At 68.7% G+C, this 14043-nt stretch carries 14 protein-coding genes; 6 read left to right on the top strand and 8 right to left on the bottom strand.

What is annotated here, in order from left to right; genetic code table 11:
- Window positions 1-143 precede the first annotated feature (143 nt).
- On the bottom strand, window positions 144-1769 hold the full coding sequence (gene groL, locus ACFCV3_RS17585; protein ID WP_376031032.1) for a chaperonin GroEL: 1626 nt from the start codon (window positions 1767-1769) through the stop codon (window positions 144-146).
- A 211-nt stretch (window positions 1770-1980) separates the two neighbouring features.
- Entirely contained in the window at window positions 1981-2355 is a 375-nt protein-coding gene (locus tag ACFCV3_RS17580; RefSeq protein ID WP_376031031.1) for a Rid family hydrolase, read from the bottom strand.
- Between the two features lie 114 nt (window positions 2356-2469).
- On the opposite strand from ACFCV3_RS17580, the gene ACFCV3_RS17575 reads away from it, so the two are divergent.
- Window positions 2470-3342, top strand: a complete 873-nt coding sequence (locus tag ACFCV3_RS17575) for a GlxA family transcriptional regulator (RefSeq protein ID WP_376031030.1) — start codon at window positions 2470-2472, stop codon at window positions 3340-3342.
- On the opposite strand, the gene ACFCV3_RS17570 is transcribed toward ACFCV3_RS17575, so the two are convergent.
- The 4 genes from ACFCV3_RS17570 to ACFCV3_RS17555 are packed head-to-tail and all read right to left on the bottom strand — an operon-like array spanning window position 3309 to window position 5945.
- Complete coding sequence (locus ACFCV3_RS17570; RefSeq protein ID WP_376031029.1) at window positions 3309-4232, bottom strand: zeta toxin family protein; 924 nt, start codon at window positions 4230-4232, stop codon at window positions 3309-3311. The genes ACFCV3_RS17575 and ACFCV3_RS17570 overlap by 34 nt on opposite strands.
- A gap of 13 nt (window positions 4233-4245) precedes the next feature.
- On the bottom strand, window positions 4246-4581 hold the full coding sequence (locus tag ACFCV3_RS17565; protein ID WP_376031028.1) for an MmcQ/YjbR family DNA-binding protein: 336 nt from the start codon (window positions 4579-4581) through the stop codon (window positions 4246-4248).
- Window positions 4582-4614: 33 nt separating this feature from the next.
- Window positions 4615-5457, bottom strand: a complete 843-nt coding sequence (locus ACFCV3_RS17560) for a PASTA domain-containing protein (protein ID WP_376031027.1) — start codon at window positions 5455-5457, stop codon at window positions 4615-4617.
- Complete coding sequence (locus ACFCV3_RS17555) at window positions 5454-5945, bottom strand: SigE family RNA polymerase sigma factor (RefSeq protein WP_376031026.1); 492 nt, start codon at window positions 5943-5945, stop codon at window positions 5454-5456. Before ACFCV3_RS17555 ends, ACFCV3_RS17560 begins: the two co-directional genes overlap by 4 nt.
- A 155-nt stretch (window positions 5946-6100) precedes the next feature.
- On the opposite strand from ACFCV3_RS17555, the gene ACFCV3_RS17550 reads away from it, so the two are divergent.
- Both ACFCV3_RS17550 and ACFCV3_RS17545 read left to right on the top strand, forming a co-directional pair.
- On the top strand, window positions 6101-6433 hold the full coding sequence (locus tag ACFCV3_RS17550; protein ID WP_376031025.1) for a PspC domain-containing protein: 333 nt from the start codon (window positions 6101-6103) through the stop codon (window positions 6431-6433).
- A 23-nt stretch (window positions 6434-6456) separates the two neighbouring features.
- Complete coding sequence (locus ACFCV3_RS17545) at window positions 6457-7713, top strand: M48 family metalloprotease (protein WP_376031024.1); 1257 nt, start codon at window positions 6457-6459, stop codon at window positions 7711-7713.
- On the opposite strand, the gene ACFCV3_RS17540 is transcribed toward ACFCV3_RS17545, so the two are convergent.
- Window positions 7710-8675 (bottom strand): glycerophosphodiester phosphodiesterase family protein, encoded by a 966-nt coding sequence (locus ACFCV3_RS17540; protein WP_376031023.1) that lies wholly within the window; start codon window positions 8673-8675, stop codon window positions 7710-7712. The two genes, ACFCV3_RS17545 and ACFCV3_RS17540, sit on opposite strands and share 4 nt — an antisense overlap.
- Before the next feature lie 96 nt (window positions 8676-8771).
- Between ACFCV3_RS17540 and ACFCV3_RS17535 the strand changes: the two genes are divergently transcribed.
- Window positions 8772-9920: a DUF418 domain-containing protein gene (locus ACFCV3_RS17535; RefSeq protein ID WP_376031022.1), complete on the top strand. Its 1149-nt coding sequence runs from the start codon at window positions 8772-8774 to the stop codon at window positions 9918-9920.
- On the opposite strand, the gene ACFCV3_RS17530 is transcribed toward ACFCV3_RS17535, so the two are convergent.
- Window positions 9855-10484: a lysoplasmalogenase gene (locus ACFCV3_RS17530; protein ID WP_376031021.1), complete on the bottom strand. Its 630-nt coding sequence runs from the start codon at window positions 10482-10484 to the stop codon at window positions 9855-9857. The two genes, ACFCV3_RS17535 and ACFCV3_RS17530, sit on opposite strands and share 66 nt — an antisense overlap.
- A gap of 78 nt (window positions 10485-10562) precedes the next feature.
- Between ACFCV3_RS17530 and ACFCV3_RS17525 the strand changes: the two genes are divergently transcribed.
- Entirely contained in the window at window positions 10563-12296 is a 1734-nt protein-coding gene (locus ACFCV3_RS17525) for an ABC transporter ATP-binding protein (protein ID WP_376031020.1), read from the top strand.
- Window positions 12293-14029, top strand: coding sequence for an ABC transporter ATP-binding protein (locus ACFCV3_RS17520; protein ID WP_376031019.1), 1737 nt, complete (start codon window positions 12293-12295; stop codon window positions 14027-14029). Before ACFCV3_RS17525 ends, ACFCV3_RS17520 begins: the two co-directional genes overlap by 4 nt.
- The last annotated feature ends 14 nt before the right edge of the window (window positions 14030-14043 follow it).

The raw sequence follows: 14043 nt of genomic DNA, 5'->3' as shown, positions 1-14043 counted from the left end.
GGGGGGGCGGCCCGCGGGGCCCCTCGCCGGCGTACGACAACACCCCCCCCCCCCACCCCGCGTCGTTCTCCACGGTCCCCTGCCGAACCCGCGCGCCGGGCCCTCCGCCGGGCACCGCCGTTGTCCTGCTGAACTTCAGTGGATCAGAAGTCCATGCCGCCCATGTCGGGCGCGCCGCCCGGAGCGGCAGCAGCCTTCTCCGGCTTGTCGGCGATGACGGCCTCGGTGGTGAGGAACAGGGCCGCGATCGAGGCTGCGTTCTGCAGCGCCGAGCGCGTCACCTTGGCCGGGTCGATGATGCCGGTGGCGATCAGGTCGACGTACTCACCGGTCGCGGCGTTGAGGCCGTGTCCCGGCTCGAGGTTGCGAACCTTCTCCACCACGACGCCGCCCTCGAGGCCGGCGTTCACCGAGATCTGCTTCAGCGGGGCCTCGACCGCGGACCGCACGATCGCGGCACCGGTGGCCTCGTCACCCTCGAGCTCCAGCTTCTCGAACGCGATCACCGAAGCCTGCAGCAGCGCGACGCCACCACCGGCGACGATGCCCTCTTCGACGGCGGCCTTCGCGTTGCGAACGGCGTCCTCGATGCGGTGCTTGCGCTCCTTCAGCTCGACCTCGGTGGCCGCGCCGACCTTGATCACCGCAACGCCACCGGCCAGCTTGGCCAGGCGCTCCTGCAGCTTCTCGCGGTCGTAGTCGGAGTCGGACTTCTCGATCTCGGCGCGGATCTGGTTGACCCGGCCACCGATCTGGTCCGCGTCACCCTCGCCCTCGACGATGGTCGTCTCGTCCTTGGTGACGACGATCTTGCGGGCCTGGCCGAGCAGCTCCAGGTCGACGGTGTCGAGCTTGAGGCCGACCTCCTCGGAGATGACCTCACCGCCGGTCAGGACGGCGATGTCGACCAGCATGGCCTTGCGGCGGTCACCGAAGCCCGGCGCCTTGACGGCGACGGCCTTGAAGGTGCCCTTGATCTTGTTGACGACCAGGGTCGCCAGCGCTTCGCCTTCGATGTCCTCGGCGATGATGGCCAGCGGCTTGCCGGTCTGCATGACCTTCTCCAGCACCGGGACCAGGTCCTTGATGCTCGAGATCTTGCTGTTCACGATCAGGATGTACGGGTCGTCGAGGACCGCTTCCATCCGCTCGGTGTCGGTCACGAAGTAGGGCGAGATGTAGCCCTTGTCGAAGCGCATACCCTCGGTGAGCTCGAGCTCGAGGCCGAAGGTGTTGCTCTCCTCGACGGTGATGACGCCTTCCTTGCCGACCTTGTCCATCGCCTCGGCGATGATCGAGCCGACCTGGGTGTCGGCGGCCGAGATGGACGCCGTCGCCGCGATCTGCTCCCGGGTCTCGACCGGCTTGGCCAGTGCCAGCAGCTGCTCGCTGATGGCCTCGACCGCCTTCTCGATCCCCTTCTTCAGACCCATCGGGTTGGCGCCGGCGGCCACGTTGCGCAGACCCTCGCGCACGAGCGCCTGAGCCAGCACGGTGGCCGTGGTGGTGCCGTCACCCGCGACGTCGTCGGTCTTCTTCGCGACCTCCTTGACGAGCTCGGCCCCGATCTTCTCGTACGGGTCCTCGAGCTCGATCTCCTTGGCGATCGAGACACCGTCGTTGGTGATCGTGGGGGCGCCCCACTTCTTCTCCAGGACGACGTTGCGGCCCTTCGGGCCGAGCGTCACCTTCACGGCATCGGCGAGGGTGTTCATACCCCGCTCGAGGCCGCGGCGCGCCTCTTCGTTGAAAGCAATAAGCTTGGGCATTCTCCGCGAGTCCTCCCGCGTCGAGTCTTTTGATCAGCCGGCCAGATGCCCGCGACGGACGGCACCGGAGTCGTGGCGCTCATGTCCCGCCCCGCTCCCGGCACCTCATCAGGGCCGTCTTCGTTCGCATTCCGGGGCGCGAGTCTTATCACTCTCACCCATGGAGTGCTAACCAAGTATTAGCACTCGCCCCAAACGAGTGCAAGCCAGGTCAGACCCGCGCGGTGAACGAAATCTCGATCAGCAGCTCCGGAAACGCCAGCCGGGTGGTCCCGACGATGGTGCTGGCCACCTGCGGGTCCGGGCGCCCGTACGCCGCCTTGCGGACCGGACCGGCATACGGGAAGGCGTCGTCCATGTCGCGGACGTAGAGCGTCTCCTCGACCACGTTCGCCAGCGAGGCGCCGTACCGCCGGAGGAGTTCCTCGGCGTTCGCGTAGGCCTGCCGCATCTGCGCCTCGACCCCCTCGAGGATCTCGGTACCGCGGTTGCCCACCTGGCCGGACAGGTAGATGGTGTCGCCCGACCTGATCGCCTGGACGTAGCCGTAGTCGCTCTCCCACGGCAGGCCGAAGTTCTCGATCACGTGTACTCCCCTTCGGAAAGATTCATTTTCAACTAACCTAGGGAGGGCGGACCGGCCGCGGCCATCGGCTGCGGTGCCAGGAACCGCCGGATTCGTGCCTGCGGAGGAGCGGTCGTGGCTGAGCTGGTGGTGGCGTTGCTGAACCTGCCACGGGCGATCCCGCTCGACCTCGGCATCGCCGCCCACGTCTTCGGCCGCCACGACGGCTACCGGGTGATCGAGGACAGCGACCCCGTGACCGCGGCCGGGGCGGACATCATCGTCGTACCGGGTTTCGACGAGCCTGAGCGGCCGCCGCCCGCGCCGTACCTGGAGCTGCTCCGCGACACCCCGGCCCGGCTGCTCGGCATCTGCACCGGCACCTTCGCCCTGGCCGCGGCCGGCGTACTGGACGGCCGTGAGGCCACCACGCACTGGCACTACACCGACCAGCTGCGCAGCCTGCACCCACAGGTCACCGTGCTCGAGAACAGGCTGTACGTCGAAGACGGCAGAGTGCTCACCTCTGGTGGCGGCGGCGCCGGTATCGACGCCGGCCTGCACGTCATCCGCACCGACTACGGCGCAGCCGCCGCCCACGAGGTCGGTAAATGGGTCCTCGCAGCTCCCGAGCGAGGCGGAGAACACCGCCAGTACGCCGACGTGCTCACGCCACTGCGATCCGACCTGGGACCGGTGCGCGCCTGGGTCCAGGACCACCTGGCTGAGCCGATCACAGTCGACCAGCTGGCCACCCAGGCCGCGTTGTCCCGCCGCACCTTCATCCGCCGCTTCGAGCACGAGACAGGTCTGCCGCCGATGCGCTGGGTCGTCCTCCAGCGTCTGCTGAGCGCTCGGCGGTTGCTGGAGACCTCCGACTGGACAGTCGACCGGATCGCCGCCGCCAGCGGCTTCGGCAGTGCCACGTCACTCCGCGAAGCCTTCCGCCGCGAGCTGGGCACCTCCCCTTCCAGCTACCGCGCTGAAAGCCGGGCGGCGATGTCCTGACTGCGGTCGTTCGGCTGAGGCTCCGGGCGCTCCGACTCTCGTCGTACGGCGCTCTCCACCGTCACACGCACCTTCGGCGCCAGGTCCTGGCGTGCGAGCAGCAGCTCGGCGGTCCGGATCAGGTGCTCATGCGATGCCGGAGTCGGCGGCTGAGCACGCTCTTCGAGGATGGCCTGCTCAACTCGAGGCGGTCGGGACCAGCTCCCGTCCGAGGCCCGGTTGTTCTCGTACAAGACGCAACCGCGACGGTCGACGAGGTAGATGTCGTCGATGAGGCCCTCCGTCTCCAGTGCCTGTGCCGTCTCGGGCAGCTCGGTGTAGAACTCGTCGTGCAGCTCAGGGTCGAACCAGCCGCCGTCTCCACCGGTGTCCAGAGCCGTCTGATGGCGCTCGGCGAGTGCCATGGCGCTGTCCGCGTGGTTGACGATCAGGTAGACGAAACTGCAGCGGTACTCCAGGTCCCGCAGGTCACCGGCCCGGCGCCGCGCCCACCTCTGCCGGGCGAGCGGATGGCTGGCCACAAGGTCGTACCGCGGGTCCCCTGCGCAGACGTGCGCCAGGATGGCCTCGTGAAGGCGGGCGTCCGGGCCGTTCTCCAGGGCGTCGGCCACCATCTCGAGTCCCTGGATCCCGTGCTCGCGCCGGAGGACGTGGTACCGCGGATGCACTCGCAGGCTGTCGTCCGCCTCGTACCGCACGACCCGGTCGGGGCCCAGCGCCGCGTGGACCACCCGCGACATCGTCGACTTGCCCGCGGCAGGCTGGCCACCGAATACGACCGCGCGCGGTCGCACGCCCGGAGCCCGGTCCGGCGGTTCGCTCGGCGTGAGCTGAGCCAGTCGCTCGGCAAACGCCTGCTGCAGCTCCGCTGCCGTCAGGGCTCCGTCCACTCGGCCAGCTTATTCAGTTATCCAGCTGGGCGATCAGGTATTTCGGGGCGGTCAGCCGCCAGGCCTCGGTGAGTAGCTCGCCCACCTCGTCCTCGTCGGCGACAGCCAGCGTCACGTCCAGCCACGCGAAGCGGCCGCTCTCCCACGACGGTGCGTAGACCTCCGGGCTCTCCGCGATGAGCGCCTGCTGCTCCTCGCGGAAGGCCTTCACGATCAGCCGGGTCTCGTCCTCGGACAGATACGCGAAGCCCTTCTTGCGCACCTTGAACGCGGGCTGCCCGGCCCAGCCCTCGTGCTCCTCGGCCCCGGGCAGCCCCCGCACCAGCTTCAGCACCACCTGCGCATCCATACCGCCAACGCTAAGCAGCGCCACCGACAGTTCTCAGCCGGCGAGTGTCAACGTCAGGGTCGATCCGTTCGGCACCATCGTGCCGGGCGCGGGCGACACTGCCAGAACCGATCCCTTGGGCGCACCCGGCTCGACCTTGGTCTTGATCGTCCACTCGAACCCGGCGGCCCGGAGCTCTGCGAGGTACTTGTCGGTTGACGTCTCCAGATCGAGCGAGCGGAAGCCCGGTACGCCGATCGAGTCCTTCACGAACCAGATCTGCTCGAGAGCATTGCCGACCGCTTCGTCACCGGCCGACGACACCGCCCGGATCCAGACGTTCCGAGAGGGAATCAGCACGGCCCCAGTGCAGGTCGTCGGACGGTCGGCGTCCCATGCAGTGCAGACAGTCCGCTGCCGTTGGGCCTCGACGCCGTTCAGCTGGAAGGTCTCGTCAGCACGGAACTCGACGGCCGGCTTGGTCCCGATCCGCACGCTCACGATGCCGGCTGCCTGCGCCAGGAAGCAGTAGCCCTGCGGGCCGGGGTCCACGATGACGGTGTTCTTGGTCGGCGTACCGCACTTCAGCTGGTTCGTCCCCCAGCTCTTCGGCACGGCAATCGCGGTGTGCCCTACGCCGACCAGACGCAGGTTCTCCGGCACCGGGCTGGCCGCTACCGGCGGCTGCTCGAGCGGAGTGGCGCCGTTGTTCGTCAGTGCGGTCGATGCGCCGATCACGGCCGCCACAGCGACCGCCGTACCGGCTGCGGACCAGACTGCGGTACGACGGCGTCGGCGGCGGGTGGCACCGGAGCGCATGGCGTCGATCGGGGGCGGGTTGACGGCGGTCCGCTCACCGGCTTGTTCGAGAAGTTCGGACAGTTTCGATTCGTTCATAGGATCTCTCGCAGTTCTGCCAGATGCGGGTCCTGGGCCAGTGCCTTGACGGCCCGGGACAGGCGGCTCTTCACGGTGCCGGCGGCGACGCCGAGCACGGAGGCCATCTGTTGTTCGGTCAGGTGTGCGTAGTAGCGCAGTACAACGGCTGTCCGTTGATCAGTCGGCAGCCGGTCGAGGGCACGCGTCATCAGGTCGGCGTCGTCGACACCGGCGGTCCGGTCGTCGTCGGCCTGCTCGGGTAGCGCCGCCGATGGTTTCTCACCGGTCCAGCGGCGTCTCCGGGCCGAGAGGAAGCTGTTGACCAGCATCCGGTGCACGTAGGCGTCCCGGTCGTCCACCGCGCTGACCCGCTTCCACTTCACCAGGCACCGCTCCAGCACCGTCTGGACCAGGTCCTCGGCCTCTGGATGCGAGCACCCCAGCAGCACCGCGGACCGCACCAGCACCTGCCAGCGCGCCGCCACATACTCAGTGAAGTCATCCATTCGGCACCCTCCCTCACCGTAAAGACAGCCTGGCCGCCCCCTGCGGTTCCACGAAAGTAGTCAGGGTGCCCGACCAGGGACCCCGGGGTCAGGTCAGGGGCCACTCGGTACCGATCCTGATGTGCTGGAGGGTCTCCGAACGGGAGAGTAGAGCCATGACGAACTCCAACGCACCGTTCTCGAACCTGTCCGGCAAGACCCTGCGTCGCTCCAGCTCCCAGCGGATGCTGTCCGGTGTCTCCGGCGGCCTCGCCGAGTACCTGAACATCGACGTCACCCTGGTCCGCCTCGGCATCGTCGGTCTCACCATCATCACCGGCGGCACCGCCATCCTCGGCTACGCCATCGCCTGGATCGTGATGCCCGAGTCCGACGGCAAGGCCGCCTGGCAGCACGTCCAGCACTCCACCAACCACCAGACCCAGACCCCCGAAGGCGACATCGCCTCCCGCATCTACGACGACGCCCCCAAGCCCCCGGCCGCCTGACCTCGGCCTGTCACACTCTGCTTGTGCAGAGTGCTGACGAGATCACCAGGTGCCCTGACTGCGGACATCAGATCCGTGTCGACCGGCGCTACGTGACCTGGTGCGAGAAATGCGACTGGAACGTCGATCCGACGCCGTTGCTCGACCTGACCCCCGCCTGGCGACTCAGAGTCGAGCAACGGCTGGTCGACTCGCTCTACCGCGAACTCGAGCAGGGTGCGATCCACCGCCCTGGCTGGGACGCTGCGCGGATCACCGCCAACCTGCTCTCCGTACTGATCCTCCTGCTGCCGCTCGCTGCGTTCCTGACCGGCATTGCGCTTTTGCTCTTCTACCGGCCCCTGTGGTTCAGCATCATCCTGGCGCTGCTCGCTCTGACCATCGCCTTCGTGTTCCGGCCACGAGCCGGCCGGCTCGACGACCACCAGCTCGTCCACCGCGAGCAGGCGCCCGTCCTGTTCGCTGTACTGGACGAAGTCGCCGCCGCCGTCGGCGCCAAACCCGCAACGGCCGTCGCAGTCACCGACGAGGCCAACATCTGGTACTCCCAGGTCGGCTGGCGCTTCCGACCGGTCGTCGGCATCGGTCTGCCGCTCTGGATCGGGCTACGCCCCCAGGAGCGGGTCGCCATCCTGGCCCACGAGTTCGGCCATGGAAGCCATGGCGACATGCGAAGCGGCTGGCTGATCGGCAACGCGCGCAGCGTCCTTGAAGGACTAGGTGCGACCTTCAGCGAGAGCCCTCTTGATGAGGCACGCCGCGAGTGGGGTGCCGAGGAGCTCAGCGGCGGGACCCTGTTGAACCGCATGGTCAATGCGACGGTCGGCGTGGTGGTGCGCGGCCTGAGCGCCGTACTGAACCGTCTTGAGCTGCGTAGTGGTCAGCGCAACGAATACCTCGCCGATCGCCGCGCAGGTGAGGTCGCCGGCTCTGAAGCCGCTGCGCACGCGTTGGAGCGCACGCTGCTGGCTGACACCTGCTACGACGCGATGCTCCGAGCGCTGCGGTTCCCGGGCGAGCTCGCGCCACTGGACGCCGTACGGCGCGCTGTGACCGAGGTGCCTGCCCGGGAGATCGAGCGACGACTGCGAGTAAGCCGGGTGCACGGGACTCGCACAGACGCGACGCATCCGCCGACCTATCTGCGGACCAAGTTGCTTCGCACCCGCCCGGCGACCTCAGCACGCGTCGTCCTCGGCACTGACCAGTCACGTGCCATCGACCGGGAGCTGATGGAGCCCGCGGAGCAGGTGCTGCTCGAGGTGAAGGCCGAGCTCTAGCCGGACAGCGAGGCGGCCTTCAGAGTGGCCGCTGCGATGTCGGGGTGGTCGGCGAAGATGCCTTGGAGGCCCAGGGACGCGAAGCGGGACAGCTCGGTGCGGAAGTCGGTGTTGGTGGGAAGGAAGCGGCGTTCGGCGCGGAAGGTCCAGGCTTGGACGCCGAGGCCGGCGCGGTGAGCCTGGTCGACGAGGCGGGTGGGTTCGCCCAGGGCACCGGTCGGGGTGCGGGGGATGACCAGGTCCTTGTGGGGGGCCAGGATCTGGGCGTACGTCGAGATCTCGCGCAGGCCGGACGGGTCGAGCAGGTCGGTGAAGGTGCGGCCGTCGCCGACCCGGAGGAAGTCGTACGGCGAACTCTCGCAGTCGACGAGCTGGACGAGCGGCACCCGGGTCATGACGGCCAGGCGGCGCAGACTGGTCGGCTCGAACGACTGGATCATGATCTCGTCGGGGCGCAGGCCCAGGGCGAGGATGCGCTCGGTGAGCAGCTCCTCCAGGGGCAGACCGAGCCGCCGGAAGTACGTCGGGTGCTTGATCTCGGGGATCACCCCGATGGTGCGCCCGAGCTGCAGGGACTCCTGCCGGGCCAGTGCGACCACGTCGTCGAACGTGGGCACCTCCTCGGTGCAGTCGTAGGCGGTGTTGGCCGAGCGGAGGCCAGGCATCCGCTCGCGGGCCCGCAACATCCGCAGTTCGGCGTAGGTGAAGTCCTCGACGAACCAGCCGGTCACTGCCTCGCCGTCGACGATCTTGGTGATCCGCCGGTCGGCGAAGACCGGGTGCTCCGCGACGTCCGTCGTACCGGAGATCTCGTTCTCGTGGCGGCAGACCAGGACGCCGTCCAGCGTGGCGACCAGGTCCGGTTCCAGGTAGTCCGCCCCCTGGGCGGCAGCCAGGCGGTACGCCGCCGGCGTGTGTTCCGGACGGTACCCACTCGCTCCCCGATGCGCGATCACCAGCATGGTTCCAGGACAGGTGGCGCACATGGCTGACCGGGAACTCGTTGCCCAACGCAAGATGAAGGTCACCGAACCGAACTACGGCCTATGCTCTCCGTCATGACCGGTCCGACCGCAGTCCAGGACCGTGCGCTCGGGCCCGACCTGGCCCGCGGACTGCTGCTGCTGTTCATCGCGCTGGCCAACACGCACGGCTTCCTGCACCCACCCGGTGTCGGAGACATCCGGGCGATGCCGATCCCCACTGCGCTGCCGGACCGGATCGTGGCGTTTCTGGAGACCACTCTGGTCGACGGACGCTCTTACACGATGTTCGCCGCCCTCTTCGGGTACGGCATGGTCCAGATCGCCCGACGGCAGACCGGCGAGTGGAAGGACACCCGCAAGCTACTCCGCCGCCGTGCGCTGTGGCTGATGCTGCTGGGCCTGCTGCACGCAGTGCTGCTCTACTACGGCGACATCCTGACCGCCTACGGTCTCATCGCGCTCGTGCTGGTCTCGGCGATCCGGTGGAGTGATCCGCGGCTGCTGGTCTCGGCCGCGGTCCTGGCGCTGTTCGGGTCCTGGGCCTTCGCCTTCCTGGCCACTCCGAACCCACCAGACTCCGCCGCGGAGATGTACCCCGGGGCGCTCGACCACAACCCGCTGCTGGGGATGGCAGGCCGGGCGTTCGCCATCTCGATCAGTGCCCCGGTGCTGGCGGTCACGGCGGCCGGTGCGTTCCTGTTCGGCATCTGGGCCGCGCGGCGCGGTCTGTACGAGCACCCGGAGCAGCACCAGCAGACCCTGCGCCGGATGGTCGCTGTCGGCGTACCGCTGGCATTCCTCGGCGGCATCCCGCTCGCCCTCTACACGACAGGTCTGCTGCCCGCTACCGACGCCAACGTCATCCCGGTGGCCGGGCTGCACGCCTTGACCGGCTTCGCGGGCGGTCCGGCGTACGCCGCTCTGATCGCACTCTGGTCACTTCGAGTACGGCGTACTCCGGTGATCACCGCGATCCAGGCGACCGGCCAGCGCTCGCTGACCTGCTACCTCACCCAGTCGGTCGTCTGGACTGTCATGTTCGCGCCGTTCCTGCTCGACCTCGGCGGATCCATGACACTGTGGCAGTCGGTCATCCTCGCCGTCGCCACCTGGGCCTTCACTGTCTTCCTGGCCGACCTGATGCGTCGCCGCGGTCTACGCGGCCCGTTCGAGGTCCTTCTCCGCCGGCTGACCTACCGCAACCAGACTGCTCGCCAGTAGGTACTGCGCCGCGCAGTACGTCGCCATCACCAGATACGGCCGCGCACCGAAGTCATGCCCGGCCAGCTCCAGCCCGATGAGCGCATCGGAGAGCAGGAACACCGCACCGCCCACTCCGGACCGCCAGCCGTTCCAGGCGCTCGTCACCGCGGTAGCGATGAGCAGCAACGAGTACGCCGCCACCTGGACGCGCACGTCACCCAGATCGGGCCAGAGCAGCGCCAGCACGCCGACCCAGAGCACGCCGTACGCCGCAACCACCACCAGCGACCGCTGCGTTGACCGACGGCTGAACAGCAGCACGTAACAGACATGCGCGACGCCGAACGCCGCCATGCCCGGCACCAGGTGGTCGATCTGCAGCAGGAAGTCGCCGACCAGTGAGGCGGCCAGCCCGATGAGCAGCGTGACCGGAGCGCCACGCAGCCACACCCAGATGGCCAGGGCCGGCATCAGCAGGACCTTGGTGATCGCCTCCGGCCACGGCTCGCCGATCGCGATCGTGACCAGGTGTACGACCGTGATCACGCCGTACGCGCCGAGCCAGCCCGAACCTCGTTTCATGCGTTGATGGTGCCTTGTCAGGGGGCCGCTTTAATTCGCATGCGGGTTGTCGGTGGGCGCGCCTAGCCTGAAGGAACCATGCGAAACCTCCCTCTTGCCGATCCCGGCATCCCCGATGACCGTTCGCCGGCCCGCTACCTGCTGTGGGTCGCCCGCGGGCAGGCTCGCACGCTGGCGGGCGGGATGTCGTTCGGGATCCTCTGGATGGCGTCCCAGGCGTTCATCCCGGCGGTCCTGGGCAAGGCGATCGACCAGGGTGTCGCGGCCAAGGACTGGGACAAGCTCCTGCAGTGGACCGCTGTGCTGGCCGCGATCGGCGTCTTGCAGGCGCTGGCCGGGATCATGCGGCACCGGTTCGCAGTGACGAACTGGCTGATGGCGGCGTACCGGACCGTCCAGGTGATCACTCGGAAGTCCGCCGATCTGGGGGCGACGCTGCCCAAGCACCTGGCTACCGGCGAGGTGGTCAGCGTCGGTGCGAGCGACCTCGCCTCGATCGGGACGGTGATGGAGGTGGCCGCGCGCTTCGCCGGTGCGATCGTGGCGTTCGCCGTGGTCGCGACGATCCTGCTCTCGACATCGACCACGCTCGGTCTGGTCGTGCTGATCGGCGTGCCGGTGATGTTGTTCTGCCTCGGCCCGATGCTGCGGCCGTTGCACCGGCGGCAGTCCGCCCAGCGCGAGGCGGTCGGTGAGCTGAACTCGTTGGGTTCGGACATCGTGGCCGGGCTGCGGGTGCTGCGCGGGATCGGCGGCGAGGACTCCTTCTCGCAGCGGTACCGCCGTGAGTCGCAGCAGGTCCGCCAGGCCGGTGTGCGAGTGGCCCGGATCCAGTCTGTGCTGGACGCGGCGCAGGTGCTGCTGCCGGGCACCTTCGTGGTGCTGGTGGTTGGCATCGGCGCCCACTTCGCGTTGCGCGGTGACCTCAGCGCCGGTTCGCTGGTCGCGTTCTACGGCTACGCGACGTTCCTGGTGCTACCGCTGCGAACTGTGACCGAGTTCGTCAACCAGCTGATGCGTGGGCTGGTCGCGGGCGCCCGGGTGATCCGGGTCATCTCGCTGCGCCCCGAGATCACCGACCCGACCGACGCCGTGCGCCTGCCCGAGCGGGGCGACCTGGTCGACCCGGTCTCCGGCGTCCGGGCACGGGACGGTCTGCTCACCGCGATCGTCGCGGCCGAGCCAGACGTGTACGCCGTGCTCGCCGACCGCCTGGGCCGGTACGACGAGGGCAGCGAGGTCCGCTTCGGCGGAGTGACCCTGGCCAGCGCGACCCGCGCCGATGTGCGGCAGCGGATCCTGGTCAGCGACGCCGGCTCCCAGCTGTTCACCGGCATCCTGCGCACCGAGCTGGACCCAACGGGCCGCCGGACCGAAGAGGAGCTGCTCGCCGCGATCAGGACTGCCTCGGCCGAGGACGTCCTGGTCGCCCTGGCGGACGGGCTCGACTCAGAGGTCGAGGAGAAGGGCAGATCGTTCTCAGGTGGTCAGCGGCAGCGGCTGGTGCTGGTTCGCGCGCTGCTGGCAGACCCTGCGGTGCTGGTGCTGGTCGAGCCGACCTCCGCCGTCGACGCGCACACCGAGGCGCGGATCGCCGACCGCTTGCGCGAACACCGGGCCGGCCGCAGCACCGTCGTACTGACTGCGAGCCCGCTGCTACTGGACCGGGTCGACGAGGTCATCTTCGTCGCCGCCGGCCGAGTGGTTGCGGCAGGCAAGCATCGTGACCTGCTGGCCCGAGAACCGCAGTACCGCCGGACGGTCACCCGGGAAACCGAAGAAGATGTACTGACGGAAGGAGCGCACCGATGAGGCAGATCCTTCCAGTGGCGGACAGCGCCGAGATCCGTCGTCATGCCCGTCGGCTCGCACTCAAGCATCCGAAGGCGTTGCTGATCGCACTCGGGCTGCATGCCGTTGCCGCGGTCTCAGGGCTCGCTGCACCGCGGCTGATCGGTGACCTGGTCCAGGACGTCCAGAACGGGACGACCGCGGCGAAGATCAACCTCATCATCGGGCTGATCGCTGGGTTCGTTGTCGTGCAGTCGCTGCTCACACGCTGGGCCCGCTACCGCTCGTTCGCGCTCGGCGAGCAGGTGCTGGCCGAGCTCCGCGAAGACTTCGTCGACAACGCCCTGGCGCTGCCGATCGGCACGGTCGAGCGGGCCGGGACCGGTGACCTGCTGTCCCGCACTTCGCGGGACGTCGACACCCTGTCGCGGACGGTGCGCTTCGCCGTACCGGAGACGATCATCGCGATCGTCACCTTGCTGTTCTCGCTGACGGCCACGCTGCTCGTCGGCGTCTGGATTCTGCTCCCGCTGGCGGCAATGGTGCCGTTGCTCTGGCTGAGCACCCGGTGGTACCTACGCCGCGCCAAGGACGGCTACCTGCGGGAGAACGCGGCATACGCACAGATGACGAGCTCGCTCGCGGAGACAGTCGAGGGTGCGCGGACAGTCGAGGCCCTCCGGCGGTACGACGACCGCGTGCGTCGCGGTGACGACGACGTCCGCGGCTCCTACAACGCCGAGCGGTACACACTGCGGTTGCGCACAGTGTGGTTCCCGGCCGTCGAGGTCGGGTATCTCGTGCCGATCGTCGGCACGCTGCTGTTCGGCGGCTGGCTGCACATCAACGGGCAAGTCACACTGGGCGCAGTCACGGCAGGCGTGCTGTACGTGAACCAGCTGATCGACCCCGTCGACCGCCTGCTCCAGTGGGTGGACGAGCTGCAGTCCGGTGGGGCCGCATTCGCGCGCCTGCTGGGGATCAGCGACGTACCGGACGACCGGACGGCATCTGGCCGCACTCCGGAGGGTGAGCTGGTCGAGGCGAAGGACGTGCGGTTCTCGTACGTCGACGGCCGCGACGTACTGCACGGCGTGGAGCTGACAGTGCAGCCGGGTGAGCGGATCGCGATGGTGGGTCCGTCCGGCGCAGGGAAGTCGACACTGGGCCGGCTGGTCGCCGGGATCCACCCGCCGCGCACTGGCTCTGTCACGGTCGGCGGTGTCGGGATGACCGAGCTCCCGCTGGACGAGCTGCGCAGACAGGTCGCACTGGTGACACAGGAGCACCACGTCTTCGTCGGCACGTTGCGCGACAACCTCTCGATGGCACGGCCGGCAGCGACCGACACCGAGCTGTACGACGCACTTGCGGCAGTCGACGCACGTGCGTGGACCGAGGCGTTGCCGGAGGGGCTCGACACCCGCGTTGGGTCCGGTCAGCTCGCACTGACACCTGCACAGGCACAGCAGTTGGCGCTAGCCCGCCTGGTGCTGGCTGACCCGCACACGCTGGTTCTGGACGAGGCGACCTCGCTGATCGACCCGCGCGCAGCCCGGCACATGGAGCGCTCGCTGGCCGCGGTCCTCGAAGGCCGCACCGTGATCGCGATCGCCCACCGGCTCTACACCGCTCACGACGCCGACCGGGTTGCCGTGGTGGAGGACGGCCGGATCACCGAGCTCGGCAGCCACGACGAGCTGGTCGAGCGCCAGGGATCCTACGCCAAGCTGTGGAAGTCCTGGCACGGCTGACAAACCAAGGCCCC

It is taken from the genome of Kribbella sp. NPDC056345, from assembly GCF_042262745.1.
Classification (GTDB): Bacteria; Actinomycetota; Actinomycetes; order Propionibacteriales; family Kribbellaceae; genus Kribbella.
Note: the sequence above shows the minus strand (reverse complement) of the source record. Positions and strands in the feature narration are given on the sequence as shown.

Coding starts and splice junctions, on each gene's coding strand:
- groL (WP_376031032.1), bottom strand. CDS start 1,769: ATGCCCAAGCTTATTGCTTTCAACGAAGAGGCGCGCCGCGGCCTCGAG.
- ACFCV3_RS17565 (WP_376031028.1), bottom strand. CDS start 4,581: ATGGATGCGCAGGTGGTGCTGAAGCTGGTGCGGGGGCTGCCCGGGGCC.
- ACFCV3_RS17560 (WP_376031027.1), bottom strand. CDS start 5,457: ATGAACGAATCGAAACTGTCCGAACTTCTCGAACAAGCCGGTGAGCGG.
- ACFCV3_RS17555 (WP_376031026.1), bottom strand. CDS start 5,945: ATGGATGACTTCACTGAGTATGTGGCGGCGCGCTGGCAGGTGCTGGTG.
- ACFCV3_RS17550 (WP_376031025.1), top strand. CDS start 6,101: ATGACGAACTCCAACGCACCGTTCTCGAACCTGTCCGGCAAGACCCTG.
- ACFCV3_RS17540 (WP_376031023.1), bottom strand. CDS start 8,675: ATGCTGGTGATCGCGCATCGGGGAGCGAGTGGGTACCGTCCGGAACAC.
- ACFCV3_RS17535 (WP_376031022.1), top strand. CDS start 8,772: ATGACCGGTCCGACCGCAGTCCAGGACCGTGCGCTCGGGCCCGACCTG.
- ACFCV3_RS17530 (WP_376031021.1), bottom strand. CDS start 10,484: ATGAAACGAGGTTCGGGCTGGCTCGGCGCGTACGGCGTGATCACGGTC.
- ACFCV3_RS17525 (WP_376031020.1), top strand. CDS start 10,563: ATGCGAAACCTCCCTCTTGCCGATCCCGGCATCCCCGATGACCGTTCG.
- ACFCV3_RS17520 (WP_376031019.1), top strand. CDS start 12,293: ATGAGGCAGATCCTTCCAGTGGCGGACAGCGCCGAGATCCGTCGTCAT.